Source organism: Streptomyces sp. UF-297, from assembly GCF_058245575.1.
Map to the genome: position 1 here is coordinate 38,541 of NZ_JBSIBZ010000027.1, position 26,764 is coordinate 65,304.

General features: G+C 71.7%; 27 protein-coding genes. 19 read left to right on the forward strand and 8 right to left on the reverse strand.

The features are described 5' to 3' along the window. The first annotated feature begins 119 nt into the window (after nt 1-119). On the forward strand, nt 120-518 hold the full coding sequence (locus tag AC4IJH_RS17835) for an RNA-binding S4 domain-containing protein (RefSeq protein WP_490852717.1): 399 nt from the start codon (nt 120-122) through the stop codon (nt 516-518). A 238-nt stretch (nt 519-756) separates the two neighbouring features. Beyond that, nucleotides 757-1,029, forward strand: a complete 273-nt coding sequence (locus AC4IJH_RS17840; protein WP_490852718.1) for a hypothetical protein — start codon at nt 757-759, stop codon at nt 1,027-1,029. Nucleotides 1,030-1,121: 92 nt separating this feature from the next. Here the strand turns inward: AC4IJH_RS17840 and gcl are convergent, their stop codons facing one another. Continuing rightward, a complete protein-coding gene (gcl, locus tag AC4IJH_RS17845) occupies nt 1,122-2,897 on the reverse strand; it encodes a glyoxylate carboligase (RefSeq protein ID WP_490852768.1) in 1,776 nt (591 codons plus the stop codon). A 318-nt stretch (nt 2,898-3,215) separates the two neighbouring features. Then, complete coding sequence (locus tag AC4IJH_RS17850; RefSeq protein WP_490852719.1) at nt 3,216-3,380, reverse strand: hypothetical protein; 165 nt, start codon at nt 3,378-3,380, stop codon at nt 3,216-3,218. Nucleotides 3,381-3,540: 160 nt separating this feature from the next. Here AC4IJH_RS17850 and AC4IJH_RS17855 point away from each other — a divergent pair, with 160 nt between their 5' ends. Genes AC4IJH_RS17855 through AC4IJH_RS17865 form a run of 3 tightly spaced genes read left to right on the forward strand, consistent with a single transcriptional unit; the run spans nt 3,541 to nt 6,999 of the window. After that, nucleotides 3,541-5,838: an MFS transporter gene (locus AC4IJH_RS17855; RefSeq protein WP_490852720.1), complete on the forward strand. Its 2,298-nt coding sequence runs from the start codon at nt 3,541-3,543 to the stop codon at nt 5,836-5,838. Beyond that, nucleotides 5,825-6,544: a hypothetical protein gene (locus tag AC4IJH_RS17860; RefSeq protein ID WP_490852721.1), complete on the forward strand. Its 720-nt coding sequence runs from the start codon at nt 5,825-5,827 to the stop codon at nt 6,542-6,544. Before AC4IJH_RS17855 ends, AC4IJH_RS17860 begins: the two co-directional genes overlap by 14 nt. 26 nt (nt 6,545-6,570) lie before the next feature. Further along, nucleotides 6,571-6,999 carry a hypothetical protein gene (locus AC4IJH_RS17865; RefSeq protein ID WP_490852722.1) on the forward strand — a complete coding sequence of 143 codons (429 nt, stop codon included), beginning with the start codon at nt 6,571-6,573 and terminating at the stop codon, nt 6,997-6,999. A gap of 55 nt (nt 7,000-7,054) precedes the next feature. Here AC4IJH_RS17865 and AC4IJH_RS17870 read toward each other — a convergent pair whose 3' ends face one another. Continuing rightward, nucleotides 7,055-8,284: an acyl-CoA dehydrogenase family protein gene (locus AC4IJH_RS17870; protein WP_490852723.1), complete on the reverse strand. Its 1,230-nt coding sequence runs from the start codon at nt 8,282-8,284 to the stop codon at nt 7,055-7,057. Between the two features lie 162 nt (nt 8,285-8,446). On the opposite strand from AC4IJH_RS17870, the gene AC4IJH_RS17875 reads away from it, so the two are divergent. Continuing rightward, nucleotides 8,447-9,103, forward strand: coding sequence for a TetR/AcrR family transcriptional regulator (locus AC4IJH_RS17875; protein WP_490852724.1), 657 nt, complete (start codon nt 8,447-8,449; stop codon nt 9,101-9,103). A gap of 68 nt (nt 9,104-9,171) precedes the next feature. Here the strand turns inward: AC4IJH_RS17875 and def are convergent, their stop codons facing one another. After that, the gene (gene def, locus AC4IJH_RS17880; RefSeq protein WP_490852725.1) at nt 9,172-9,723 is read right to left on the reverse strand and encodes a peptide deformylase; all 552 of its coding nucleotides are present in this window, start codon (nt 9,721-9,723) and stop codon (nt 9,172-9,174) included. 333 nt (nt 9,724-10,056) lie between these two features. Between def and AC4IJH_RS17885 the strand changes: the two genes are divergently transcribed. From AC4IJH_RS17885 to AC4IJH_RS17905, 5 genes are all read left to right on the forward strand, one after another. Further along, entirely contained in the window at nt 10,057-11,295 is a 1,239-nt protein-coding gene (locus tag AC4IJH_RS17885; RefSeq protein ID WP_490852726.1) for a Mur ligase family protein, read from the forward strand. A 45-nt stretch (nt 11,296-11,340) separates the two neighbouring features. Beyond that, complete coding sequence (locus AC4IJH_RS17890) at nt 11,341-12,069, forward strand: type 1 glutamine amidotransferase (protein ID WP_490852727.1); 729 nt, start codon at nt 11,341-11,343, stop codon at nt 12,067-12,069. 165 nt (nt 12,070-12,234) lie between these two features. Continuing rightward, nucleotides 12,235-13,260, forward strand: coding sequence for a 6-phosphofructokinase (locus AC4IJH_RS17895; RefSeq protein ID WP_490852728.1), 1,026 nt, complete (start codon nt 12,235-12,237; stop codon nt 13,258-13,260). 119 nt (nt 13,261-13,379) lie between these two features. Beyond that, on the forward strand, nt 13,380-14,330 hold the full coding sequence (locus AC4IJH_RS17900; RefSeq protein WP_490852729.1) for a cytochrome c oxidase assembly protein: 951 nt from the start codon (nt 13,380-13,382) through the stop codon (nt 14,328-14,330). Nucleotides 14,331-14,445: 115 nt separating this feature from the next. Then, the gene (locus AC4IJH_RS17905; protein ID WP_490852730.1) at nt 14,446-14,604 is read left to right on the forward strand and encodes a hypothetical protein; all 159 of its coding nucleotides are present in this window, start codon (nt 14,446-14,448) and stop codon (nt 14,602-14,604) included. Nucleotides 14,605-14,670: 66 nt separating this feature from the next. Here AC4IJH_RS17905 and AC4IJH_RS17910 read toward each other — a convergent pair whose 3' ends face one another. Next, a complete protein-coding gene (locus AC4IJH_RS17910) occupies nt 14,671-15,075 on the reverse strand; it encodes an SSI family serine proteinase inhibitor (protein ID WP_490852731.1) in 405 nt (134 codons plus the stop codon). Between the two features lie 410 nt (nt 15,076-15,485). On the opposite strand from AC4IJH_RS17910, the gene AC4IJH_RS17915 reads away from it, so the two are divergent. The 5 genes from AC4IJH_RS17915 to AC4IJH_RS17935 all read left to right on the forward strand — a co-directional run bounded on the left by AC4IJH_RS17915 (nt 15,486) and on the right by AC4IJH_RS17935 (nt 19,433). Continuing rightward, nucleotides 15,486-15,821: a hypothetical protein gene (locus AC4IJH_RS17915; protein ID WP_490852732.1), complete on the forward strand. Its 336-nt coding sequence runs from the start codon at nt 15,486-15,488 to the stop codon at nt 15,819-15,821. A 2-nt stretch (nt 15,822-15,823) separates the two neighbouring features. Beyond that, nucleotides 15,824-16,228, forward strand: coding sequence for a hypothetical protein (locus AC4IJH_RS17920; protein ID WP_490852733.1), 405 nt, complete (start codon nt 15,824-15,826; stop codon nt 16,226-16,228). Between the two features lie 535 nt (nt 16,229-16,763). Beyond that, entirely contained in the window at nt 16,764-17,807 is a 1,044-nt protein-coding gene (locus AC4IJH_RS17925) for a GSCFA domain-containing protein (protein ID WP_490852734.1), read from the forward strand. After that, on the forward strand, nt 17,773-18,483 hold the full coding sequence (locus AC4IJH_RS17930) for a hypothetical protein (protein ID WP_490852735.1): 711 nt from the start codon (nt 17,773-17,775) through the stop codon (nt 18,481-18,483). The genes AC4IJH_RS17925 and AC4IJH_RS17930 overlap by 35 nt, the downstream gene beginning before the upstream one ends. Nucleotides 18,484-18,560: 77 nt before the next feature. Beyond that, on the forward strand, nt 18,561-19,433 hold the full coding sequence (locus tag AC4IJH_RS17935; protein ID WP_490852736.1) for a TauD/TfdA dioxygenase family protein: 873 nt from the start codon (nt 18,561-18,563) through the stop codon (nt 19,431-19,433). A 77-nt stretch (nt 19,434-19,510) separates the two neighbouring features. On the opposite strand, the gene AC4IJH_RS17940 is transcribed toward AC4IJH_RS17935, so the two are convergent. Continuing rightward, nucleotides 19,511-20,317, reverse strand: coding sequence for a SpcZ (locus AC4IJH_RS17940; RefSeq protein ID WP_490852737.1), 807 nt, complete (start codon nt 20,315-20,317; stop codon nt 19,511-19,513). Between the two features lie 296 nt (nt 20,318-20,613). Between AC4IJH_RS17940 and AC4IJH_RS17945 the strand changes: the two genes are divergently transcribed. Further along, nucleotides 20,614-21,330: a lysophospholipid acyltransferase family protein gene (locus AC4IJH_RS17945; protein WP_490852738.1), complete on the forward strand. Its 717-nt coding sequence runs from the start codon at nt 20,614-20,616 to the stop codon at nt 21,328-21,330. A gap of 39 nt (nt 21,331-21,369) precedes the next feature. Here the strand turns inward: AC4IJH_RS17945 and AC4IJH_RS17950 are convergent, their stop codons facing one another. After that, entirely contained in the window at nt 21,370-22,176 is an 807-nt protein-coding gene (locus AC4IJH_RS17950) for a PLL family lectin (RefSeq protein WP_490852739.1), read from the reverse strand. 50 nt (nt 22,177-22,226) lie between these two features. On the opposite strand from AC4IJH_RS17950, the gene AC4IJH_RS17955 reads away from it, so the two are divergent. Continuing rightward, the gene (locus tag AC4IJH_RS17955; protein ID WP_490852740.1) at nt 22,227-23,075 is read left to right on the forward strand and encodes a TIGR02452 family protein; all 849 of its coding nucleotides are present in this window, start codon (nt 22,227-22,229) and stop codon (nt 23,073-23,075) included. Nucleotides 23,076-23,175: 100 nt separating this feature from the next. Here AC4IJH_RS17955 and AC4IJH_RS17960 read toward each other — a convergent pair whose 3' ends face one another. Continuing rightward, entirely contained in the window at nt 23,176-24,780 is a 1,605-nt protein-coding gene (locus tag AC4IJH_RS17960; protein WP_490852741.1) for an alpha/beta hydrolase, read from the reverse strand. Nucleotides 24,781-25,239: 459 nt separating this feature from the next. Between AC4IJH_RS17960 and AC4IJH_RS17965 the strand changes: the two genes are divergently transcribed. Next, entirely contained in the window at nt 25,240-26,682 is a 1,443-nt protein-coding gene (locus AC4IJH_RS17965) for an MFS transporter (protein ID WP_490852742.1), read from the forward strand. The last annotated feature ends 82 nt before the right edge of the window (nt 26,683-26,764 follow it).

Here is a 26,764-nt window from a genome sequence, read left to right on the forward strand (position 1 = left end):
CGCCGGCCGTGCCGTGCGCCGTCCGAGGGCACGTCGTGGCTGGTCGCGCGGTTCCTGGCGCCCCCTTGGGGCCGGGTCGCCACGTACCGGACTGCGGCGAGGCGGCTTAGAGTCGGGGCATGGCTTCCGATGATGAGACCGCTCGCGTCGACACCTGGATCTGGTCCGTGCGTCTGACCAAGACCCGCTCGCAGGCCGCGGCCGCCTGCCGGGCGGGGCATGTGCGGGTCAACGGTGAGCGCGTCAAGCCCGCGTACACGCTCCGCTCCGGGGACGAGGTGCGCCTGCGCCACGCGGGGCGCGAGCGGATCGTGGTGGCCTCCCGCCTGGTACGCAAGCGCGTCGGCGCGCCCGTGGCCGTCCAGTGCTATGTCGACAACTCCCCGCCGCCGCCCGCCCCGATGGCCATCGCCCCGGTGGCGACGCGCGACCGCGGCACCGGCCGGCCCACCAAGCGCGACCGGCGGGAGATGGACCGCCTGCGGGCCCAGGCGGACCCCGCTGCGCCGGAGGGGTGAGCGCGCGGCGGGGCCTGTCAGTGGTGCGGCACCGCCGTGCCGGGCAGCGGCCGGGCTGCGCCGAACGGGCGCGCTCGCGCCTGTAGTTGGCGCTTTTCCGGAAGTGGGGTGAGCCGAAAAGAGCGGCGCCCGGCCGGTCTGCGCAGGAAGGGGCGACGGGCTCGTACGCGGCAGGGAGATTTCGTGGATCCGGGCGCGGCGGTGTGCCGCCTTCCGCGATCGTGGTGCCATGAGTTTGATGACCGAAGGCAGATCTCCCGGTCCTGTCCGGTTCTTTCTCGGGTGCGACCGGGTCGGATGCCGCAATCGCACCACGTTCGACCTCGTCATCGCCGAACCGGCACCGTCCATCGACGAGGACCTGTGGGGCCATACGCTGCACGAGGCCACCAGCGCGAGCCCGTACATCAGCGAACTGGGGTGGATCTACTACCAGGGGGACGGCTATTGGTGCCCCGAGTGCAACAACGGCGGCCCCGGAGAAAGTGGCGCGGGACCGGAGCCGGGATGACGCGCCGGTGAGTCGGGCCCGGCGCGGGGTGCCCCTACCCCGGCGCCGGCGCCCGCAGGGGTGCGGGCACCGGCGGCTCACCGCGGGGCGGCTCACTTCAGGGGCGCGATGGCCGTGGGCGCGTGGCCGGGTTCGGTGGCCAGTTCCTCCCACTCGTTCACGGCGCTGATGTCCGCCGTGGTGCTCATGGAGATATTGGTGATCCGCTCCAGGATCGCCTCGACGACGACCGGCACGCGGTGCTCGGCGGCGAGCTTCTTGGCCTGCTCGAAGGCCGCGCCCAGCTCGCTCGGGTCGGTGACGCGGATCGCCTTGCAGCCCAGCCCCTCGGCGACCTTGACGTGGTCGACGCCGTAGACGCCCAGCTCCGGGGAGTTGATGTTCTCGAACTCCAGGTTGACCTGGAAGTTGATGTCCAGGCCGAGCTGCGCCTGCCGGATCAGGCCCAGGTAGGAGTTGTTGACCAGGACGTGGACGTAGGGGATGCGGTGCTGGGCGCCGACCGCCAGCTCCTCGATCATGAACTGGAAGTCGTAGTCGCCGGAGAGCGCGACGACCTGGGCGCCCGGGTCGGCGGTGGCGACGCCGAGCGCGGCGGGGATGGTCCAGCCCAGCGGGCCCGCCTGGCCGCAGTTGATCCAGTGCCGCGGCTTGTAGACGTGCAGCATCTGCGCGCCCGCGATCTGTGAGAGGCCGATGGTGGTGACGTAGCGCGTCTGGGGCCCGAAGGCCTTGTTCATCTCCTCGTAGACCCGCTGCGGCTTCATCGGCACGTCGTCGAAGTGCGTACGGCGCTGCAGGGAGGCCTTGCGCTCCTGGCCCTGGAGGATCCAGTCGCTGCGGTCGGGCAGCTTGCCCGCGGCCTTGAGCTCGCGGGCGACCTCGACGAAGAGTTCGAGCGCGTCCTTGGCGTCGGAGGCGATGCCGTAGTCGGGCGCGAAGATCTTGCCGATCTGGGTGGGCTCGATGTCGACGTGGACGAAGGTACGGCCCTGGGTGTAGACGTCCAGCTTGTAGCCGGTGTGGCGGTTGGCCCAGCGGTTGCCGATGCCCAGGACGAAGTCGGACTCCAGGAACGTGGCGTTGCCGTAGCGGTGCGAGGTCTGCAGGCCGACCATGCCCGCGTTCAGCTCGTGGTCGTCGGGGATGGTGCCCCAGCCCATCAGGGTCGGGATGACCGGCGTTGCGGTCAGTTCGGCGAATTCCACCAGGAGTTCACTGGCGTCGGCGTTGATGATGCCGCCGCCGGCGACGATCAGCGGGCGCTCGGACTCCAGGAGCAGGCCAAGAGCCTTCTCTATCTGGGCGCGGGTCGCGGACGGCTTGTAGACCGGCAGCGGCTGGTAGGTGTCCGGGTCGAACTCGATCTCGGTGAGCTGCACATCGATGGGCAGGTCGATCAGGACCGGGCCGGGCCGGCCCGAGCGCATGAGGTGGAAGGCCTGCTGGAAGACGCCGGGGACCTGGGCGGCCTCCAGGACGGTGGTCGCGGCCTTGGTGACCGGTCCGGCGATCGAGGCGATGTCGACGGCCTGGAAGTCCTCCTTGTGGATCACATGGGTGGGCGCCTGGCCCGTGACGCACAGGATCGGGATGGAGTCGCCGATGGCGGAGTACAGGCCGGTGATCATGTCCGTGCCGGCCGGGCCGGACGTACCGATGCAGACGCCGATGTTGCCCGGGTGGGTGCGGGTGTAGCCCTCGGCCATGTGGGACGCGCCCTCGACGTGGCGGGCGAGGGTGTGCTGCACCCCGCCGGATGCCTTGAGCGCCGCGTAGAAGGGGTTGATCGCCGCGCCCGGCACACCGAACGCGTGGCTGACGCCTTCGCGCTTGAGGATCTCCACTGCCGCGCGGGCGGCTGTCATTCGAGGCATCGCGTACTCCTGCGTCGACGTGTCGGGGCGCGCTCCGGCCATCACCCGGAGAGCTTCGTTTCCGTATTGTGGAAATAATGTTTTGCTTTACGGAAGGAAGGTAGGACGCGGGGGTGCACGCGTCAAGGGGAAAGGGGTGCGGGGGCGAGCACCACGCACGGCAGGGCAGGGCAGGGCGACCGCCGCGCACACAGAAGAGGGACAGAAGGGGTACTTCGCTTCAATTGCGCGCAAGGGGTGGTCGCTTCAGCGCTCAGCACCTCAGACACAAGGCCCCGTTCGCACCGAACGGGGCCTTGCGGTCACTTCTTACGCGAAGACGCTGCTGGCGGCCCAGATCACCAGCACATAGCCGCCGCCCGCCACCACGACGAGCCCGGCCAGCCACAACAGCGCGGCGGCCGGCCAGGACACCTCGGCCGGCGGCTCGGGCGGCTCGACGGGGCAGCACTTCGAGCAGTGCGTGTCAGGCATGGCGGAAGAATCCTGCGGCGCCAAGAGTGATCACAAGCACGGTTTCAGGCCGATCCCTGTGGCGGGAAACGACTGTACGATGCACCTGCTCGCGCCAGCGCCCCAAATCCCATCAGAAAAGGGGCATTTGACACTCCCACCAGGTGAAGGCGGCCGCCCCGTGAACCAGTTGTCCCCCGCCCGCGCCCAGGAGGAGGCGGAGATATCCGCCCCGTCAGCCGCGCGCCGCGAGGCCGGTGGCGCCTTCGTGGCCGTGCTGGCCTTCGCCGGCATCGCCGTGTCCGTCATGCAGACGCTGGTCGTCCCGCTGCTCACCGAGCTGCCGCGGCTGCTGCACACCACGACCTCCAACGCGTCCTGGGTGGTCACCGCCACCCTGCTGGCCGGTGCGGTCGCCACCCCCATCATGGGCCGGCTCGGCGACATGTTCGGCAAGCGCAAGATCATGATCGCGGCGCTGTCGCTGCTCGTGGCCGGGTCGCTGATCTGCGCGGTGACCTCCGATGTGGCCGTCATGGTGGTGGGCCGGGCCGTACAGGGCGGCGCGATCGGCGCGATCCCGCTGGGCATCAGCATCATGCGGGACGAACTGCCGCCCAAGAAGCTGGGGTCGGCCATGGCCCTGATGAGTTCGTCGCTGGGCATCGGCGGCGCGCTCGGCCTGCCGGCCGCCGCCCTGGTCGCCCAGCACACCGACTGGCATGTGCTCTTCTACGCCGCTGCCGCAATCGGCGCGCTCGCCATCGCGCTGATCGCCAAAGCGGTGCCGGAGTCCTCGGTCCGCGCGCCGGGCCGGTTCGACGTGGTGGGCGCCGTGGGCCTGTCGGCCGGGCTGGTGGCGCTGCTGCTGCCCATCACCAAGGGCGGTGACTGGGGCTGGGCCGACCCCATGACGCTGGGGATGTTCGGCGCCGCCGCGGTGATCCTGCTGGCCTGGGGCTGCTACGAGGTACGCACCGACCGGCCGTTGGTGGACCTGCGCACCACCGCCCGCCGCCAGGTGCTGCTGACCAACCTCGCCTCGATCCTGGTCGGCTTCTCCTTCTACGCGATGTCGCTGGTCCTGCCCCAGCTGCTGCAGCTGCCCACGGCCACCGGCTACGGACTGGGCCAGTCGATGGTCGTGGCCGGGCTGTGCGTGGCGCCGATGGGCGTGGCGATGATGCTGGTCTCGCCCCTGTCGGCGCGTATCAACGCCACCCGCGGCCCGAAGGTCTCGCTGATGACCGGCCTGGTGGTCATCGGTGCCGGGTACGGCGGCGGGCTGGTGATGCTGGACGCCGTGTGGCAGGTCGTCGTCATCGCCACCGCCATCGGCGCGGGGGTCGGCATCGCGTACTCGGCCATGCCGACGCTCATCATCGGTGCCGTACCGCCCTCGGAGACCGGCTCGGCCAACGGGCTGAACACCCTGATGCGGTCGATCGGCACCTCTGCCTCCGCCGCCGTGGCAGGCGTGATCCTCGCGCACAACACCACCCCTCTCGGCCCGCTCGACCTGCCCGACATGGCCGGATTCCGGACCACGTTCGCCGCCGCGTGCGCCGCGGCGGTGCTCGGCCTGGCGGTCGCCTTCTTCCTTCCCGGACGGCAGCGGAGCGCGCCCCCGGCCGCACCGCAGCCGCAGGACGCGCCCGGCACGCCCGCCCCGGAAGTCCTCTCCGACTCCCCCGCGCCCGGCCGGGTCCTGCGCGGCCGGGTACTCGGCCCCGACGGCGCCGCACTCGCCGACGCGGCGGTGACGCTGATCGACTCCGCTGGCCGCCAACTGGGCCGTGCGCTGAGCGAGTTGGACGGCGGCTACACCCTGCACGCCCCCGACGCGGACACCTTCGTCCTGATCGCATCGGCCGCCGCGCACCAGCCGCGGGCGCTCACCGTCCAGGCCTCCGACGGCTCACTCGACCGCGATCTCGTGCTCTCCCGCGGCCCGGGTGTCAGCGGGTCCGTACGGTCCGCCGACGGCGAGGCGCTGGGCGGCGCCGCGGTGAGCGCCATCGGCCCCGACGGCGAGGTACTGGCCTCGGCGGTGAGCGACGCCAAGGGCGCCTTCGCGCTGCCGGACCTCGCGCCCGGTACCTACGCGGTGACCGTCGCCGCGCCCGGCCACCGCCCGCACACCTCCCAAGTGCGCGTCACTGAAGGGTCGTTCATCCGGGTGAACGTGGAGCTGCGCCCCGTGCGCCGGGTCCGCGGCACCGTCCGCGACCGCGCGGGCCGGCCGGTGGCCGACGCCCGGGTCTCCCTGCTGGACGCGGCGGGCGACGTGGTGGACCGCACGGTCACCGGCGAGGACGGCCGGTACGCCTTCCACGACCTCACCGCCGACCACTACACCCTCGTCACCGCCGGATACGCCCCACTCGCCACCCCCGTCACCGCCCCCGCCGCCCCCGCTGCCACCCCGCACGTCGATGTCCTCCTGACCCACCAGGACGGCACGCATGACCCCCGCTGACCGCACCGGCCGCATACCGGGCGCCACGGCCGGGGAACCCGTTCGCTTCCGTGACACGGGCGCCACCTGGATCTCCTTCACCGACGAGATCTGGGTCCGCTGCCCGCGGTGCGCGGGCCGCGCCACGGTCCTGCCCTCCCCCACGGACGTACGGGCCGCCGCGGCCTTCCGCGCCCGCCGCCTGATCTGCCCCTGCGGCCATCGGGCCGAAGGTCCACCGGGCACGCTCGCCCGTCAACCCTCAGCCGCCGCACAGGAGTTGGATCCCCGCCTCGGGCTGTCCCTGTGGCTGCGGGCCGACTGCGCCGGCCACGTCCCGTGGGCGTACAACCCGCGGCACCTGTCCTATCTGCGCGCCTATGTCGCGGCCGACCTGCGCACGGACCAGTACGGCCCCGACATCAGCACGTACTGCGGCGCGACCCCGGCCCACCGCCTCCCCGCCTGGATGAAGCAGGCCGGGCACCGCACCCGCGTCCTGCGGACCATCGACCGGATCGCCGCAGCCCGATGCGCTTCCGAGCCCCCACAAGGGACGCGGGGAACTTCGCGACCAGCCCCCACCTGCCCGCGGTTTCACGACCGCGCTCCCCGCCGAGAACGCCTCGCAGACGGGCCAACAGGGCCTCGGTCGGGCGCGCAGGGTGCGCGCGGAGCGCGGGGACGGCGCGCGGACGGAGGGCACGCTCCGGCAGCGGCTTTGTGATCGTCACACCCGGAAAGCATCAGGGTATGTCCATCTATCAAATCTCCTGCCCCGCACGTCTGTTGTTCCTGGATGCCGAGATCGCCGAGCTGAAGAAGATCAAGAATGGTGGGTTCCGGATCGAGCGGTCCTTGTGGTGCTCGCTGGAGGCCGGGCACGCGGGGCTGCACCATGTCTATACGCAGGCGCTGAAGGGGACCGCGGAGTACCCTCCGTGCAACTTGTGGACACGCTGGCCCGAGGACGACGAGTACGGGCCGCTGCGCGAGACGCTGGTGCTCCCCCGGTGCCCGGTGACCTTCCTGGAGGGGCTGGTGGAGGCCGAGTGCTGCGGGCTGCCGCTGGGGCACGAAGGGCGGCACGGTTTCGAGTTCGGGCCGCCGCTGACGGAGGCCGATCTGCCCCCTGAACTTCCGCTGCCGCCGCGCCCGTTGGGCCCTTGGGTGGAGGAGTAGCGAGCACGGCGGCGACGGGACGGGGCGCGGGCGGCCGCGCCCCCGCCGCCTGCCGTCAGCGGATGGGCACACCCGCGAGCGTACGGGCGATGACCAGGCGCTGGATCTCGCTGGTGCCCTCGAAGATCGTGTAAATAGCTGCATCCCGGTGCATGCGCTCGACCGGGTACTCGCGGGTGTAGCCGTTGCCGCCCAGGATCTGGATGGCCTGCGCGGTGACCTTCTTGGCGATCTCGCTCGCGAAGAGCTTGGACATGGAGCCCTCCGCGGAGGTGAAGGGCTTGCCGGTGGTGGCCATCCAGGAGGCGCGCCAGACCAGGAGGCGGGCGGCGTCGATCTGGGTGCGCATGTCCGCCAGTTGGAAGGCGACGCCCTGGTTGTCGATGATCGGGCGGCCGAACTGGGAGCGGGTCCTGGCGTACTCCAGGGCCTCCTCGTAGGCGGCGCGGGCGGTGCCCACCGCCATGGCGCCGACCGCGGGGCGGGAGGCCTCGAAGGTGGCCATCGCGGCGTTCTTCACGCGCTCGCCGCCGCCCGCAGCGGCCCGCTCGCGGGCCCTGGCCAGGCGCTCGTCCAGCTTCTCCTTGCCGCCCAGCAGGCAGTTGCCGGGGACGCGTACGTCCTCCAGGACGACCTCGGCGGTGTGCGAGGCGCGGATGCCGTGCTTCTTGAACTTCTGACCCTGGGACAGGCCGGGGGTGTTCGGCGGGACGATGAAGGAGGCGTGGCCCTTGGAGCCGAGCTCGGCGTCGACGACCGCGACGACGACGTGCACATTGGCGATGCCGCCGTTGGTCGCCCAGGTCTTGGTGCCGTTGAGCACCCACTCGTCCTTGGCCTGGTCGTAGACGGCGCGGGTGCGCATCGCGGCGACGTCGGACCCGGCGTCCGGTTCGGAGGAGCAGAAGGCGGCGAGCTTGACGTCGTCGGCGTCGCCGTACATCTGGGGTATCCAGGTGCCGACCTGCTCCTCGGTGCCGTTGGCGATGACGCCGACGGCGGCCAGGCCGGTGCCGACGATGGACAGGCCGATGCCCGCGTCGCCCCAGAAGAGCTCCTCCATGGTCATGGGGATGCCCAGGCCGGTGGGGTCGAAGAACTGCTGGGCGTAGAAGTCGAGCGAGTACAGGCCGATCTTGGCGGCTTCCTGGATGACGGGCCAGGGGGTCTCCTCGCGCTCGTCCCACTCGGCCGCGGCCGGGCGCATGACGTCCGCCGCGAACCCGTGGACCCAGTCGCGGACCTCCTTCTGCTCGTCGCTCAGCTCCATCGTGAACTCGGCCATGACCCCTCCAGCGCTGCGGACACTCCACCTGTTACTTTCGGTAACCCGAGTCTGTTACCGGCGAGTAGCGGCTGTCAACTCCTCAGGGTGTCCAATTCGCCACGCAGCGCGGGTGTTACGTTGCGCAAGCTGTACGGATTCACGAGGGCGGGGAGCACGACCATGGACAGCACGCAGGACACCGGACGCGGACACGGCGCGAGCGAACGGCGGCGCAAGGAACTCCTGGAGGCCGCCGACCGGGTCGTGCTGAGGGACGGCCCCGGGGCGTCGATGAACGCCATCGCGGCGGAGGCCGGCATCACCAAGCCGATCCTGTACCGGCACTTCGGCGACAAGGGCGGGCTCTACAGAGCGCTGGCCGTACGACACACCGACGCGCTGCTGGACGGTCTGCGCTCCGCGCTGGACTCACCGGTGCCGCGCCGCGAGCGGGTCGAGGCCACCTTGGACACCTACCTGGCGGCGATCGAGGCGCGGCCGCAGGTCTACCGCTTCCTGATGCACCCCGCCGACGAGGGCCAGGCCACCGACACCGCCGACAAGGGCTTCGACGTCGGGCGGCACTCCGCCCCGCTGCTGCGGCGCCTCGGCGAGGAACTGGCCAAGGTGATAGGCGAACGGGTCGATCTGGGGCCGGAGACCGAGGAGACCGCGCGGGTGTGGGGGCACGGCATCGTCGGGATGATGCACGCCGCCGGCGACTGGTGGCTGCGCGAACAGCCCTTCCCGCGCGCCCAGTTGGTGCAGTGCCTGGCCGATCTGCTGTGGGGCCGGCTGGCCGCCGCCGGCGACCGGGTGGGCGGCCCCGGCTTCTGAGCCTCGGCCGCTGAGGGCCCTTGGGCCGTACCTCTTCGGGGTACGGCCCCGGGCACCGACGGGCGCCGTTACGCCCCTTGCCGCTCGGCCCAGGGCGCGCGGGCCGCCGCGCGCAGGGTCCGGCGGCGCCGCAGGCCGGTGAGACGGTCGGTGTACAGGCCGCCCTCCAGGTGGTCGCACTCGTGCTGGAGGCAGCGGGCGAAGAAGCCGGTGCCCGCGACGGTCAGCGGCGCTCCGGTGCGGTCGAAGCCCTCGACCACCGCATGGTCGTAGCGCGGGGTGGCGGCCTCCAGGCCGGGCAGGGACAGGCAGCCCTCCGGGCCGCGCACGGTGATGCCGTCGGCCTCCACCAGGCGCGGATTGACGATGTGCCCGAGGTGGCGGCGGTCCTCGTCGTCGGGACAGTCGTAGACGAACACCCGCAACGGGACGCCGATCTGGTTGGCGGCCAGCCCCACGCCACCGGCGGCGTACATCGTCGCGAACATGTCCTCGATCAATTGCGCCAGGTCGTCGTCGAAGGCGGTGACCTGTGCGCAGGGTGCGCCGAGAACCGGGTCGCCCAGCAGTCGCATGGGGCGTGGGCTGCCAGAGCTGCCGGGGATCGAGCGGTGTCGCATGCGGCAAGCGTACGGTTTGCCCGCGGGCGGGGCCGCGCCGCCACCGGCTCGCTCGGCACCGCGCGCAACCAGTGGCACGGTCAGCAGGCACGTGCCCGTCGTACGCGCACGCACGCGTACGGTGCCGCGCCGCCCGCCGTTCCCCCCGTGGGACGTGCGGTATGTCACGGCACGGGGCGTTGCGCAGCGGGTGGCGGGGTGCGGGGCCGCCTCCGGATCTCGATAGGCTGATCCCCGACCGTAGCCTCCGGCCGGTGATCGGCTGCCCTGGGGGCGTCCCACCGGCGGGCCCCAAGGGCGGGAGGGCGCCGGATGCAAGGAGGAACTAGGACGATGGCAGGCAACACGGAGCCGCTGTCGGCGCGTGCCAAGCTGGCCGTGACGGCGGGCAAGGCCGCGGCGGCGGTGTCGCGCGCGGCGGGCCGCGGCAGCGGATCGGTGATCGGTGGCAAGGTAGCGCTCAAGCTCGACCCCGACCTGCTGGCCCGACTGGCCCGGCACCTGGACGTGGTCCTGGTGTCGGCGACCAACGGCAAGACGACGACGACCCGGCTGATCGCCGAGGCGCTGCGGGCCAGCGGCCCGGTGGTCTCCAACGCGCTGGGCGCCAACATGCCCGCGGGGATCACCTCCGCGCTGGCCGGCGGCTCGGACGCGCGCTACGGCGTGATCGAGGTCGACGAGAAGTACCTGGCGGGGGTGGCCCGGGATGTCACTCCCAAGGCCATAGCGCTGCTGAACCTCTCCCGCGACCAGCTCGACCGCGCCGCCGAGACGCGGATGCTGGCCGAGAAGTGGCGCGAGGGCCTGGCCGGCACCAAGGCCCTGGTGATCGCCAACGCCGACGACCCGCTGATCGTGTGGGCGGCCTCGTCGTCCCCGAACGTGGTGTGGGTCGCGGCCGGCCAGGAGTGGAAGGACGACGCCTGGTCGTGCCCCTCCTGCGGTGGTGTGATGCAGCGCCCGGGCGAGGACTGGTTCTGCGGCGAGTGCGGTTTCCGCCGCCCCACGCCCAGCTGGGCGCTCTCCGGCGACCATGTCCTGGACCCGCACGGCAGCGCCTGGCCGATCCGTCTGCAGCTGCCGGGCCGGGCCAACAAGGCCAATGCCACCACCTCGGCCGCGGTGGCCGCGGCCTTCGGTGTACCCCCGCAGGTGGCCCTGGAGCGGATGTACGGGGTCCAGGCGGTGGCGGGCCGCTATGACGTGGTCACCTTCCTGCAGCGCGAACTGCGGCTGCTGCTGGCCAAGAACCCGGCCGGCTGGCTGGAGACCTTCTCGCTGATCGACCCGCCGCCCACCCCGGTGATCCTTTCGGTCAACGCCCGCGGCGCCGACGGCACCGACACCTCCTGGCTGTGGGACGTGGACTACACGCGCCTGGCCGGGCACCCGATCTTCGTGATCGGCGACCGCAAGCTGGACCTGGCGGTGCGCCTGGAGGTCGCGGGCCTGGAGTTCCGGGTGTGCGACAACGTGGACGAGGCCGTGCAGTCGGCGCCCCCCGGCCGTATCGAGGTCATCGCCAACTACACCGCATTCCAGGACCTGCGCCGGCGCGTGGGCAACTGACCGGGCCCCGCGGCATCCAGGCTTTCAGGACAAGGACGAGTGAGCATGAGTGACAACAGCCTGCGTCTGGTGTGGGTCTACCCGGACCTGCTGAGCACGTACGGGGACCAGGGCAACGCGCTGGTGGTCGAGCGCCGGGCGCGCCAGCGCGGACTGGACGTCCAGCGCGTGGACGTCCGCTCCGACCAGCAGATCCCCACCTCCGGCGACATCTACCTGATCGGCGGCGGCGAGGACCGCCCGCAGCGCCTGGCGGCCGAGCGGCTGCGCCGGGACACCGGTCTGAACCGCGCGGTCTCCAACGGCGCGATCGTCTTCTCGGTGTGCGCCGGCTACCAGATCCTGGGCAAGGAGTTCATCAACGACCTGGGCGAGCGCGAGCAGGGCCTGGGGCTGCTGGACGTGGTGAGCACCCGCGGCGAGGGCGAGCGGTGCGTGGGCGACGTACTGGCCGACATCGACCCGCAGTTGAACCTTCCGCCGCTGACCGGCTTCGAGAACCACCAGGGCGTGACCCACCTGGGGCCGACCGCCCGCCCGTTCGCGAAGGTACGGTTCGGCAAGGGCAACGGCGTCGGCGACGGCTACGAGGGCGCGTGGAACGACACCGTCTTCGGTACGTACATGCACGGCCCCGTGATGGCCCGCAACCCGCACATCGCCGACCTGCTGATCAAGCTGGCGCTGGATGTGAACGCGCTGCCGCCGGTGGACGACCGCTGGTACGAGGCGCTGCGGCAGGAGCGGATCGCCGCCGCAACTCAGCCCGCCTAAGGGAAAATTGGGGCCACTTGGTCCCGTTATGCACCATTCGGACGCCCGCGGTCTCGCACCGCGGGCGTCCGTGTGTGCCGGGCGGGCGCGCTTGTAGGCTGTGCGGCATCCAACCGGACGACGGGGTCCGGGCGTCCGGTTGAGTTGCAAAGGTTCTTGCGAGCAATGCGTATTGGTGTCCTCACCTCCGGCGGCGACTGCCCCGGCCTGAACGCCGTCATCCGCTCCGTCGTGCACCGCGCCGTGGCCGACCACGGCGACGAGGTGATCGGTTTTAAGGACGGCTGGCGCGGCCTGCTGGAGAACGACTACCGCAAGCTGGACCTGGACGCGGTGGGCGGCATCCTCGCCCGCGGCGGCACCATCCTGGGGTCCTCGCGGGTACAGCCCGCCCATCTGCGCGACGGCGTGGAGCGGGCCCGTGGGCACGTGGCGGAGCTGGGCCTGGACGCGATCATCCCGATCGGCGGCGAGGGCACCCTCAAGGCCGCCCGGCTGCTGTCGGACGCGGGCCTGCCGATCGTCGGCGTACCCAAGACCATCGACAACGACATCGCGGCCACCGATGTCACCTTCGGCTTCGACACGGCCGTAGGGGTCGCCACCGAGGCGCTGGACCGCCTCAAGACCACCGCCGAGTCGCACCAGCGGGTGCTGATCGTGGAGGTCATGGGGCGGCACACCGGCTGGATCGCGCTGCACTCGGGCATGGCGGCCGGCGCGCACGCGATCGTGGTGCCGGAACGCCCCTTCGACATCGAGGAGTTGACCACGAAGGTCGGCGAGCGCTTCTCGGCGGGCAAGAAGTTCGCGATCGTGGTGGTCGCCGAGGGCGCCAAGCCGCGCGAGGGCCAGATGGCCTTCGAGGTGGGCGGCACGGACGTCTACGGGCACGAGCGGTTCGCCGGGGTCGCCCGCCAGCTCTCCGACGAGCTGGAGCGGCGTCTGGGCAAGGAGGCCCGCCCGGTGATCCTGGGGCACGTCCAGCGCGGCGGCACCCCGACCGCCTACGACCGGGTGCTGGCGACCCGCTTCGGGTGGCACGCGGTGGAGGCGGCGCACCGCGGCGACTTCGGGATGATGACCGCGCTGCGCGGCACGGACATCACGCTGGTGCCGCTGGCCGAGGCCGTGGCCACCCTCAAGACGGTGCCCACCGAGCGCTACGCCGAGGCCGAGTGCGTGCTGTGACGTGCTCCGGGCCCCGGCCCGGGTGATCACTTGTTGTGCGAGCCGCCCCCGGCCGTGGCACGCGGCGGGGGCGGCTCTAGTCTGTTCGCGGAGCATTGGTACGAATCTGGAGCGAGCGGATGGATCACGGCGGGCACGGCATGAACATGGATCTGCCGCCGTTCACGCTGGGGCGGGGACTGGAGTTCGGCGGGGATCCGTTCTTCCTCATCGGGTGCCTGTTGGGCCTGGCCCTGTACGGATGGGCGGTGCTGCGGCTGCGGCGGCGCGGCGACAAGTGGCCGGTGGGCCGGACCGTGGCCTGGGTGCTGGGCGTGCTGTCCGTGGCGCTGGTGATGTGCACCAAGCTGAACGACTACGGCATGGTCCAGTTCAGCGTGCACATGGTCCAGCACATGGTCATCAGCATGCTCTCGCCGATCCTGCTGCTGCTCGGGGCGCCGGTGACGCTGACGCTGCGCGCGCTGCCGACCGCGGGGCGGGGCCGCAAGGGGCCGCGCGAGCTGCTGGTGGCGCTGCTGCACAGCCGCTACATGCGCGTGATCACGCACCCGGCGTTCACCATCCCGATGTTCATCGCGAGCCTGTACGCGCTGTACTTCACCCCGCTGTTCGACACCCTGATGGAGTCGCGGGCCGGGCACATCGGGATGATGGTGCACTTCCTGGCGGTGGGCCTGGTCTTCTTCTGGCCGATCATGGGCGTGGACCCGGGGCCGCACCGGCCCGGCTATGTGATGCGGATGCTGGAGCTGTTCGCGGGCATGCCCTTCCACGCCTTCTTCGGCATCGCCCTGATGATGGGCAGCGAGACCATGATCAAGACGTTCGAGAACCCGCCGGCCTCGCTGGGCATCGACGCGCTCGGCGACCAGGCCGCGGCGGGCGGCATCGCCTGGGCGTTCAGCGAGATCCCCTCGGTGCTGGTGCTGATCGCGCTGCTCTACCAGTGGCACAAGTCCGAGGAGCGGCAGAACCAGCGCAAGGACCGCGCGGCGGACCGCGACGGCGACAAGGAGCTGGCCGAGTACAACGCCTATCTCGCCTCGCTGCACGCGCGGGGGCAGTAGCCACCTCGCTCATCTAGCGGCACGGGCCGCGGCCGGGAGACGATGTCTTCCAAGGCCGCGGCCCGTCGCGTATGCGCCGTATGTGCTCCCGGGCTGCCGTGAGGAGGTTGCGGGGATGCCCGGATCTGCCAAGGCGATGGCGGTGTGCACGGTGGTCGGGCTGGTCGTGGTGACGGCCTACACCGTGGCGTTGGGAAGCAGTGGCTGGCTGTGGTTCAGCTGGGTGGTGCTGGCGCTGGTGACGATCGGAGTGGCCGCGGCACGACAGATCTGAGGCCGCGCGGTCACCGAGGGTCCAGGGGCCCGTACGGAGTATGCGTACGGGCCCCTGGCCGGGCCGTCAGAAGCGGAAGACCGGTCCGGTCTCGGTGTCCAGGACGCAGCCGTTGGCGAAGGTCTCCTCCCAGTCGACCGGCTTGCCGCGCCAGGTGCCGGACACGGTGGCGGTCACCGGGTCGAACTCCTTGGTGCAGGCGTGCGGGTCGCCCGGCAGGTAGTCCGGGTCGCCGCCGGCCCAGGCCAGCGCCGTGCAGGCGGCCTTGCCGCTGGGGTGGGCCCCGGCACCGGACGGGCAGCGCAGCACGACGCCGCGGATCCAGGTGCCGCCGGAGCCGGAGACGGTCAGCAGCAGGCCTCGCTGGGTGGGTGCCGCGGCGCTCGCGGCGGGGGCGAGGGAGGTCAGCGCGGTCGCCGCGGCGGCCACGGCGGCGGCCCTGACGAGATGGCGGCTGAACGGAGCGGGCATCGGTGCCTCCTGTGGGCGCGGGGGTGCGCGCACAGGGCACCGCCAGGGAGGACCCGGGGCAATCAGCCACGCCGGAGCGGGGCCGGATTTCCCCCGTACGGCCCTGGCGCGGCACGGCGCGGCGGGCCCTCAGGGAGCCCGCCGAACCCGCCGGAAGCATATTCCCACCGGGGAATCCGTCGCCGTCGTACTGACCGCCGCCTCACATGACGGCGCGCATTTCCCCGAGCCCGACACATGCGATATCCGACGCGATACGCGCGGCCAGCTCGCATTCGGTCACGGCGTACACCACTGCCTCGATGCCCCGCTCGCGCGGCCCGAAGGAGCCATCACGTCCGGCCCCTTCTGGGACGCTGCCCCGACCTTCCCCTCGACATCGATCCGGCCGCGGCCTGCACCACCTGCCGGTGCCCTTCACCCCGGTGTCTCCCGAGGGGTACGACTACGGCCCGGCCATCCGGGGGCTGCGGACGGCCTGGCGGCGCGGTGGTGAGGCCTTCGCCGAGGCGGCTCTGGCCGAGGGGAGCGGCGCTCCGGCCGACGGCTTACAGGCGCGGATGCCGTTCTCCTTCGCCGGGGTGCGGCCGTACGCCGCGCCGGGCGTCACCGCGCGGGTCCGCCTGGCCGCCGCGGGTCCGGATGCCGTCGAGGTTCGTATCGCCGACGGTACGGGTCATCCGGGCGCAACGACGTCCGCCACTCCTCTTCGTGGCAGGACGACGGCGGCAACGTCATCGGCCTGAGCATGCTGCGGACCGGCCCGCCGCAGCACACCTGGCTGCGCGAGTTGGTCTCCCGGGAGTTCACCGCGCGCCGCATCGAGGCGTTGCGTCCGCGCGTTCGGGAGATGGCCGACGAACTCCTGGACGCCAGGCTGCCGTTGGGCATGGCCTTCCTGCTGTTCGGCGCGGGGCGCGAGGCGACCGTCAAGCTCATCGCCGATGGCACCCACGCGCTGCCGCGCCATGCGGGCAACTCCAGGCGCTGCGGGACGACTTCGGTCTCGTCGACGGGGTTGTGGAGGGGATGCTCCGGCATGACGGTCCGTCACGGTCCACCGTGCACCGCTTCACCTGCGAGCCGGGGGGCGCGGGCACCACGATCGCCGCGGGCGAGCCCGTCTGATCCTCCTCGTGCCGGGCAGCCGTGACCCGGGCCGCTACGCCGGGCCCGAGCGCTTCGACATCAAGCGGGGCGCGCGGCCGCCGCGGCTTCGGTCACGGCACCCACCACTGCCTGGGTGTGCCGCCGGCCCGCCTGGAGGCCACCATCGCCTTGCAGGCCCTGCTGGAGCGCTGCCCCGACCTCGCACTGGACGCCGAACCGGACGCGCTGGTTGTGCGACGGCTTCCGGGGTGCCGTCACGAAGCCGCGGAATGTGGGGCCGCTCACGCTTGGCGACCGAAGCCGGAATAGATGGCCATTGACATGCTTTGAGGTCTTAAACAATTATTCTACTGTCGAACGATCGATCAACTCGGTGTCCGCGGTGGGCACCTTACTCACGGGTCCGAGGGCCTCGCTGCCTCCCGGTGAGGGAAGGGGCGAGCTTTGCCGGTGCAGCGCACCTCCCCTCACCTCTCCTGCGGCAGGCCGCCCTTATGCCACTGACCGGCGGCCCCGGCGACCGACACCCGCACCCGCACCGATTCGCAACCGCTCGCCAGGCGAGCCGAGGCACCACCATGAACCCGTATCAATCCCTGCCGCCGCGCTCGTTCTGGCGCTCCGCGGTAGCCGAGCTGGACATGACGGACATAGGCGACCTGTGGACGCCGAAGTTCGCCATCGGCCAGGACGACCCCATCCTGACCGCCGGCTCCTGCTTCGCCCGCCACATCGGCCGCGCCCTGCTGGAGCGCGGCATGAACTGGGTGGATGCCGAACCGGCCCCGCCGGGGCTGACCGAGGCCGAGCGGCAGGCCCGCCACTACGGCGCCTTCTCCTTCCGTACGGGCAACATCTACACCGCCGCCATGCTGCGGCAGTGGCTGTCCTGGGCCCATGGCCACAGCACGCCGCCCGACGAGATCTGGCACGAGGACGGCCGCCACTTCGACCCGCTGCGCCCCTCCGTCGAACCCGAGGGCCACGCCTCGGCCGATGAGGTGCGGGCCGCGCGCGAGGAGACCTTCGCCGCGATCCGGGGCGCCGTCGCCGAGGCGAGCTGCCTGGTCTTCACCCTGGGCCTGACCGAGGCCTGGGTCGACGCCGCCGACGGCATGGTCCACCCGGTCTGCCCGGGAACCGTGCGCGGCACCTTCGACCAGGACCGGCACACCTTCCACAACTTCACCTTCGCCGAGGTCCACCGCGACCTGAGCGCCGCCATCGAGCTGGCCCGCGCGGCCAACCCGGACCTGCGCGTGCTGCTGACCGTCTCGCCGGTGCCACTGACCGCGACCGCCACCGGCGGCCATGCGCTCACCGCCACCACGTACTCCAAGTCGGTGCTGCGGGCGGTGGCCGGGCAGCTGGCCATGGAGCACGACCACATCGACTACTTCCCCTCCTACGAGATCATCACGAGCTTCCCGTTCAAGGCGGCGTTCTTCGAGGACAACCTGCGCACCGTCTCCGAGCAGGGCGTCGACTTCGTCATGCGCCAGTTCTTCGACGCCCTGGACGGCCGCCCGGCCGAGCCCCGGGCGGCCCGGCCCGACCGCCCCACCACCGGAGAGGACTTCTGGTGCGATGACGCCGTACTCGACTACTACAACCCCCTCTAGCGCGACGGTGCCCGCCCGCTTCCTGCTGCTGGGCGACTCGCACGCGGGCCCGATCGGCCGGGCCGCGAAGGCCGCGCGCATCCCCTTCTGCGGCGGCCCGATCGGCGCCGGGCGCGAGTTCAACGCGGAGTTCTTCGACCTGCGCGGCAAGGATGTGGTCTTCCGCAAGGAAGAGGCGGACACCTACTACCGCGGCTTCCTGGACGAGATGGGCATTTCGGGCCTGGACGAGCTCACCGTTCCCCTGGTGTGCACCTTCGGCTTCAGCTCCCACTTCGTCGCCACCACCGAGAACTGGCAGATCTACCGCGTACGCGGCGGGGAGTTCGCGCCGGGCTTCCTGGCGAGCCGGATGTTCGACGACATCGTCCGCGCCACGGTCCGCGACGCGCTGGCCTTCTACGAGCACGCCCGCGCCCTGGGCCTGCGGGTGCTCTCCGCGATGCCGCCCCAGCGGGTGCCGGGCATGGCCGACGCGGTGGTCTTCCGCGCGGCGCAGGACAGCATGCGCCGCGCGCTGACGGAGCTCGGCGTCGAGGTCGTGGATCTGCGGGCCCGGGTCACCGACGAACACGGCGTCCAGCGGCCCCAGTTCAGCGAGGCCACCGACGCCATCCACGGCAACCTCGCCTTCGGCCGGCTGATCCTGTCCGACCTGCTGGCCCGAGGGCTGTGAACCACCCCACGGCGGCGGGCGCCGCCCTTCGGCCACCGGCCGCGTACCACCGATGCAACTGATTGCGGGAGAAACACATGGAAGAGTTCGCGCTGGAAGCCATCGAGCGCATCACCACCCGGCCGCAGGAGACCTACGACACCATCACGGTCACACCCCTGACGCCGGTGATCGGTGCCGAGGTGTCCGGTGTGGACGCCGCCAAGGAGCTGACGGACGATCAGGTCGCTGAGCTGCGGCGGGCGTTCCTCGCCCACCACGTGCTGGTCTTCCGCGACCAGCAGCTGACCGGCGAGGACCACAAGCGCCTGGCCGGCTACTTCGGCGAGCTGCACCCGGTGGCACTGGCGCCCGAGGGCTCCGACCCGCACATCCTGGAGCTCAAGGCCGACAAGGAGTCGCGCTCGGTGGCCGGGCACGGCTGGCACGCCGACGGCACCGCCGACCTCATACCCTCCCTCGGCTCGATGCTGTACGTCACCGACATGCCCGAGGTGGGCTGCGGCGGCGACACCATGTTCGCCAACATGCACCTGGCCTACGAGATGCTCTCGCCGGCGATGAAGGAGTTCCTGGAGGGCAAGGTCGCGGTCCACGACGGGCTGCGCCCCTGGGAGGGCAAGACCCCGCCGCCCGAGTACGACATTCCCGTCCACGAGCACCCGGTGGTGGCCCGGCACCCCGAGACCGGCCGCCAGTTGCTCTTCGTCAACGACCCTTACACCTCGCACATCGTGGGGCTCTCGCGCCGCGAGAGCCGGGCCGTGCTCGACATGATCTACGCGCACGTCGCGAACACCCCGCTGCTGCACTGCCGGGTCAACTGGGCCCCCAACACGCTGGTGTTCTGGGACAACCGCTGTCTGCAGCACCACGCGATCTGGGACTACTACCCGCACTCGCGCCGCGCCCAGCGGGTCGCCATCAAGGGCCACCGGCCCATCGCCTGACGCCGCTTGTCACAGCGCCGCCCCGAGCCCTTCGTGGCTCGGGGCGGCGCTGCCGTACGCGACCGGTCCGGCGTGGCTCAGGCGGCTGCCCGAGCCAGGCTGTCGGCCAGGCCCTCGGCGAGCCGCCGGTAGGCCGACCTGCGCCGCTCGTCCTGACCCTCGGTCTCGTCCCGGTTCGCATGGGCGAGGGCGACGGCGTGCGCGTAGGCGGACGGGTAGGTCTCGGCATAGGCGCGGGCATCCGCCGTCGCGTAGGCGGCCGCCAGGGCGCGGGCGTTGGCCAGGGCGTTGGCATCGGCGTAGGAGCGGGCGTTGGCGCTGGTGTTCAGCTCGGCGTAGTAGTCGGCGAACTCGTCGGCCTGCTCGTCGCTCTTGCCGATGTCCTTGGCGTACGCGCGGGCGTTGACGGCGGCGGTGGTGAAGGCCTCCGCGTAGGCGTAGGCGTACCGGTAGGCCTCACGCAGCGCCGGTCCCAGCGCCGCGCTCCACTCGGCCTCGGTGACCTTTTCCCCTTTCAGCGCCCGGGCGTGCAGCGCCCCTGCCGCCCGCTGCTCCGCGCCGGTGCCGCCGCGCAGCTCGCTCGCCCCGGCCAGCATCGGGGAGACGGTACGGACGTGCCAGTCGTGCACCACCGCCAACGGCGCCCGGCCCTCCAGCGCTTGAAGGCCGCCGTGCACCCGCCGCGCCCAGTCCCGCGCCGCGTCGTCGGCGCCCTGGCCGTCGTACAGCGCCGCGATCAGCTGCACCGGCCAGTCCGGTATCTCCGGGCCGGGCGCGCTCTCGCCGTCGCGCTCGCCGCCGCTGTCCTGCGGCCCTGCCGTACCGGCTTCGAGCCGGGCGAGGAACCGCTCGAACGCTTCACCGGCGACCGGAGTACGGCCCATCTGCCACTCACCTTTTCCACCTGTTGCCATGGCCCGGTCCCCGGCTCGCGCCAGGGACCTTGAGAGTCCGTCTTCGGCGTCCCGCCTGGCCTGCGGGCGGACGACGGGGCTTCGAAGACGGACCCTCACCGTATCCCGGCGCGCGATCACCCGCCGAGGCCTGTCGCCCACCCGTGCCCCTGCCCGGGCGCTTCCGCGCCCCCCGCTCTAGCACCTACACTGGCTCTCCCCCCGATACCTCTGTGACCTGGGAAAACGCCGCCACTGAGCCGGTTCGGGAGAGTGAGGAGAACCCCGTGTTCTACCAGATGCTCAAGTACGTCTTCCTCGGGCCGCTGCTGCGGCTGGTCTTCCGGCCGCGGATCGAAGGGCTGGAGCACATCCCCGCGCAGGGCGGGGCGATCATCGCGGGCAACCATCTGTCGTTCTCCGACCACTTCGTGATGCCGGTGATCGTGCCGCGCCGGGTGACCTTTCTGGCGAAGGCCGAGTACTTCACCGGGCCCGGCCTCAAGGGGCGGCTGACGGCGGCGTTCTTCCGGGGCGCGGGGCAGATCCCGGTGGACCGCTCCGGCGGGCGGGCCTCGGAGGCCGCACTCAGGTCCGGGCTCGGGGTGCTGCGCAAGGGGCGCGTGCTGGGCATCTACCCGGAGGGCACGCGCTCGCACGACGGGCGGCTCTACAAGGGCCGTACGGGCGTGGCGGCGATGGCCGTCAAGGCGCAGGTGCCGGTGGTGCCGTGCGCGATGATCGGTACGTTCGAGGCGCAGCCGACGGGCCGCAAGCTGCCCCGCGTGATGCGGATCACCATTCGCTTCGGCAAGCCGCTGGACTTCTCCCGCTATGCCGGGATGGAGGAGGACCGCACGGCGCTGCGGGCGGTCACCGACGAGATCATGTACGCGATCCTGAAGCTGTCGGGCCAGGAGTACGTGGACATGTACGCCACCGACGCGAAGGCGGCGGCCAAGGCAGCGCAGCCGCAGCGCTCGCTGGGGCGCCGTGCGCGGTGACCGCGCACGGCCTGTGGTCTGCGCCCGCCGCGTCCGGGGTCAGGCGCAGCCGCTGTCGCCGCACAGCCGCCACGGCCCCCAGGCCCCGGACCGCTCGCGCTCGGTGATCTGCCAGTAGCGGTCGCGATTCCACTCACGGGCAGCCACCCGCAGGCGCCCGTCGGGGAGTTGGGTGACCGTGGACGGCTGGCTCAGCCCCACGTCGGGCTCGGGCACCTTGCCCATCGGGCGTACCGGGCCCCACTGGGTCCCGTCGGCGCCGCCCTGGCTGCGCACCTCCATCGATGTGCCGTCGTTGCGGCTGGAGGCGAAGGCGTGCAGCCTGCCGTCGCGCTCTGTGAAGAACACGATTCCGCCGTGGTACGGGGCCGGGGACAGCCCGAAGCCCTCCGGAGTGCTCCAGTCGCCGTCCGGCGTGGGCAGCAGGGTGTGGCAGAAGCCGCCCAGGTAGGAGAAGGCCATCTCCAGCCCGCCTGCGCGGTTCTCGACCGCGCCGACCTGGTAGAGCTTGGGGCCGACGGGTACGGCGCTGACGCGCGCCCAGTCGCCGTACGGACCGCCGGGCACCTGCTGCGACCGGTGCCAGACGAAGGGCAGGTAGGAGGCGGCGGTGTCGTCGTAGAACTGCTGGAACTGCTCGATGCGGCCGTCGGCCCGCCGCACGGACACCGGGCTTTCCGTGGCCGGCCGGCTGGCCAGCCCCCGCGCCTTCGTGTCGGGCTCACACATGGCCAGCGCCCGGGCCTTCGGCGCCGCCACGGCCCCGCCCGCGGCGGCGAACACCACCGCGATCACACCGCCCAGCAGGCCGCGCAGCACTCTTCGGCGGGCGATTGTTCCGTTCACGATCGGGGGACCTCCGTAGCGTGCGGCAAAAAGGGCGCAGCTCAAGGGAGTTGAGCCCTTGCGGGCCCGGCACCCTCAGGCCCGCGCATCCTCGCGCACCGGCGGCCGCGCGGGCTAGGGATCTTTCCGGACATGCACGCCATGGGCAGGCGCGCCGATATCCCGTCGCGCGGGCGCGGGCCGGGACGCGGATGTACGGTCCGGGGCCGGTCGCGTGCGCGAGCGACGGGCCCGGCGGGGGCGACGGCGTGGAGACGGCCTTCGAGGTCACGGGGGAAGGCAGTCTGACGGCCGGGGGACGGCCGGCGCGCGAGGGCGCGGGCGGCCCGGTCGCGGTGCTCGACTTCGCCTCGGCGCGCAACGCCGGTGGCGGCTATCTCAACGGGGCGCAGGCGCAAGAGGAGGCGGTGTGCCGCGGGTCGGCGCTCTACACCTGTCTGCGCGAGGTTCCGGACTTCTACGCGGCGCACCGCGCGGACCCGAGCCCCTTCTACAGCGACCGGGTAATCCTCTCCCCCGGCGTGCCGGTCTTCCGCGACGACCGCGGGGAACTTCTCGAAGTGCCTTACGAGGCGGGCTTCTTGACGTCCGCTGCGCCGAACGCGGGGGTGATCGCCCGGCAGCGGCCGCAGGAGGTGGCCGCGATTCCCCGGGTGCTCGCGGCGCGCGCCGAGCGGGTGCTGGAGGTCGCCTCGGTCAGCGGCCACCGCCAACTGGTGCTGGGCGCCTGGGGCTGCGGCGTCTTCCGTAACGAACCGGCCGCCGTGGCGGGCGCGTTCGCCGCCCTCCTGCTCGACAGCGGCCGCTTCGCAGGTCACTTCGACCGGATCGTCTTCGCCGTACTGGACCGCCGGTCGCATTCCCCGACCCGGGCCGCCTTCGCCGGCCTCTTCGGCTGACCGCCACCAGCGCGTGGCGAGGACCCGCTCGCGCCAACGGCCGCGCCCCGGACCTCGGTGGGTTTGGGGCGCGGCGTTCAGCGGGGTCCGGCTTGCGCTGCTACCGCTGCTGCTTGGCCTTGGCCGGCTCAGGGGTGGCGTGCGGGGCGCACGTCACGTCCTTGGGGTCGGTCTTGCCGTCGAGGAAGTAGGCGTCGACCCGCGCGTTGATGCACGGGTTGACCAGGCCGGTGACGCCGTGCGAACCGGCGTTCTTCTCAGTGATCATGCGGGAGCCCTTGAGGCGCTGGTGCAGCTCGACGGCGCCGCTGTAGGGGGTGGCGGCGTCGCGCTCGCTCTGCACGATCAGGACGGGCGGCAGGCCCTTGCCGGTCTTGACGTCGACGGGGGTCTGCTGCTTGACGGGCCAGGTGGCGCAGGGCAGGTTCATCCAGGCGTTGGACCAGGTCATGAACGGTGCCTTCTGGTGGATGCGGGTGTTGTCCCGGTTCCACTTGTTCCAGCTGGTGGGCCACTTGGTGTCGGTGCACTCCACCGCCGTGTAGACGGCGTTGCCGTTCTCCTTGGAGATGTTGCCCTTGATGTCCTTCAGGTCCGGCCCGGCGCCCTCGATCAGCGGCTTGGCGTTGCCGGAGCGGTAGGCGCTCCACACCTCGGCGAGCTCCGTCCACGCGGAGTCGTAGTACGGGGCGTCCTGGAAGAAGCTGGTCAGCTCGGCCGGGCCGACGACACCGCCGATGGGGTTCTTCTTGGCACTGGCGCGCAGCTTCTCCCACTCCGCCTGGACCTTGGCCGGGGTGTTGCCGATGTGGTAGGTCGCGTCGTACTTGGCGACCCACTTCTTCCAGTCGCCCCAGCGCGTCTCGAAGGCGAGGTCCTGGTCCAGGTTGGCCTGGTACCAGATCTTCTCGCGGGAGGGGTCGACGACGGAGTCGACCAGCATCCGGCGCACGTGGTCGGGGAAGAGCGTGGCGTAGACGGCGCCGAGGTAGGTGCCGTAGGAGACGCCCAGGTAGTTGAGCTTCTTCTCGCCGAGCGCGGCGCGGACCACGTCCAGGTCACGGGCGGTGTTGGCGGTGGTCATCTGCGCCAGCACGTCCGCGCCGGTGCGCTCCAGGCAGCCCAGCGCGTACTCCTTGGCCAGCTTGCGCTGGGCGCGCTTGTCGGCCTCGCTGTCCGGTACGGGGTCGGCCTTGGGGGCCTTGACGTACTCCTGCGGGTCGGCGCAGGAGATCGGCGCGGAGTGGCCCACGCCGCGCGGGTCGAAGCCGACGAAGTCGTAGGCCTTGGCGGTCTTGGCCCACAGGGGGCTCTTGTTGGTGATGCGGGTCGGGAAGCGCATGCCCGAGCCGCCGGGGCCACCGGGGTTGTAGAGCAGGGAGCCCTGCCGCTCGTCGGCGGTGCCGGTGCTCTTGGCCCGGTCCACGGCGATCTTGATGGTCTTGCCGTGGGGCTTGGCGTAGTCGAGCGGGACGGTGACATAGCCGCACTGGATGGGGGTCTTCAGTTCCCAGTCGGCCGGGCAGTCCTGCCAGTCGATGCCGGCCTTCGCGGCGCGGGCCGCGGCGAGCTGCACACCGCGCGCCTCCGCCGAGCCGCCCGGGTGGCGGTCGCCCGCGGCGGCGGGCGTGGCGGCTATGGCCCCGGCTATGAGGGTGCCGGCGACCAGGGTTCCGGCTGCGCCGAGCGCTGCTGAACGTCTCACGAGGTTGTTCCCCCTGCATGGAGCGCCGCACTCGGCGGCGGTGATCACAAAGGTGCAGACGGATCCTTTCTGCTCACAGCCCTCCGTGACCAGATCCCCCGGTCAATTCTTTACTCAATCGCAGGATTCGATCCGTCAGGTACGGAGAGGGCGGTGCGCACTCCGCGCGGCCGCGGCCAAGGCAAGGGACTTAGCACAGTCTTGGGCAGAACTTGGCGTTCTTTACGTTTCTCGAACGCAAAGGGTATCGGAATCGGACATTCGGGCGAAGGGGGTATGAGTGGCCGGAACATGACGAGTTGGAGACGCGGAGGGGGTCCATGCTGCGGGTTGTCGGTTCGGGTGGATCGGACGGTTTACGACAAAACCAACTTCACGCGTTCGGAATGCGGTGACAGCTGTCCGGAAAAGCGCCTGCGCTTTTGACCCGCCCCCTCTTCATCACCAAATGTCAGCCATGTGACCCCTTCCCCCCTCACCGACCCGTCCCCCGGTCGCGGTCTCTTACAAAACCGCGACTTCCGGTGGCTGCTGTCCGGAGCCGCGGCGAGCCAGCTGGGCACGCAAGTCACGCTGGTGGCGCTGCCGTTGGTCGCCGTGGTCGAACTGCGGGCGCCCGCCTTCCAGGTGGGCCTGCTCACGGCGGCCGAGACCGCGGCGTTCCTGCTCATCGGACTGCCCGCGGGCGCCTGGGTCGACCGGATGCGGCGGCTGCCGCTGCTGATCCGCGCCGACTTGGTACGCGCGGCAGCCATGGCCAGTGTGCCGCTGGCCGCCGTGTGCGGGGTGCTGACCATGCTCCAGCTGTACGTGGTCGCCCTGGTCACCGGAGTCGCGACGGTCTTCTTCGACGTGGCGCACCAGAGCGTGCTGCCGCGCCTGCTGCCGCGCGAGCACCTGATGGCGGGCAACGGGGCGCTGGAGACGGCGCGTTCCTCCTCCCAGGTCGCCGGGCCCGGACTGGGCGGCCTGCTGGTGCAGTTGCTCGGCGCGCCGCTCGCGGTGCTGGCCGACGCGATCGGCTATCTGCTCTCGGCCCTGTGCCTGGTACGTATTCGCACCGGCGAACCCGAGCCGGTCAAGGCCGCCGGGGTGCCGCTGCGGGCACAGGTGATGGAGGGCCTCTCCTTCGTCCTGCGCCATCCGATCCTGCGCATGATCGCCATCACGACGGGCGTCGCCAACTTCTTCTCCGCGATGCTGGTGTCCGTCCAGACGGTCTTCCTGGTACGGGTGCTCGAACTGAACGCGGGCACGGTCGGGTTGATGCTGTCGGCCTCCGCCGTCGGCGGCCTGACCGGCGCGGTGTGCGCGGGGCCGATCGCGCGGGCGGTGGGCCAGGCGCGGATCATCTGGGTCTCCACGGTGGTCACCGGCCCCTTCGCGCTGCTGTGGCCGCTGGCCGGGCGCGGCGCCGGCGCCGTGTGGTTCGCCCTCGCCTCCGGCGCGGTCTTCTTCGGCGCCGTGGTCTACAACGTCGCCCAGGTCAGCTTCCGTCAGGCACTGTGCCCCGATGAGCTGCTGGGCCGGATGAACGCCACGCTGCGCTTCATGGTGTGGGGCACCATGCCGCTCGGGGCACTGGCCGGCGGCGCCGTCGCCGGGGCCGGCGGGCCGCGCGCCGCGCTGTGGGTGTGCGCGGCCGGCTTCCTGCTCGTACCGCTGCCGCTGCTGTGCTCTCCGCTGCGCCGGATGCGCGATCTGCCCCTGCCCGAGGCGGAGTCGAGGCACCCGGCGGCGGACGGCGTGGCCGCCAGACCCGGCGCGGAGGTGCCGCCGGGGGCCGGGCCGCGGCCCGAGGCGTACGGCCGGTCCGCTGCGGACGCCCCGTCCGCGAAGGAGTCCGCTGCGGACGCCCGGCCCGCGAAGGAAGCGGCCGGCGCGCCCCGGGACTCCTCCTGAACTCCCCTGCGCACCTTCCTTCTTCTGTCTTCTGCACCTTCCCGCCGCACCCCTCGTGCGGACTTCAGCAGGACATGCCGCG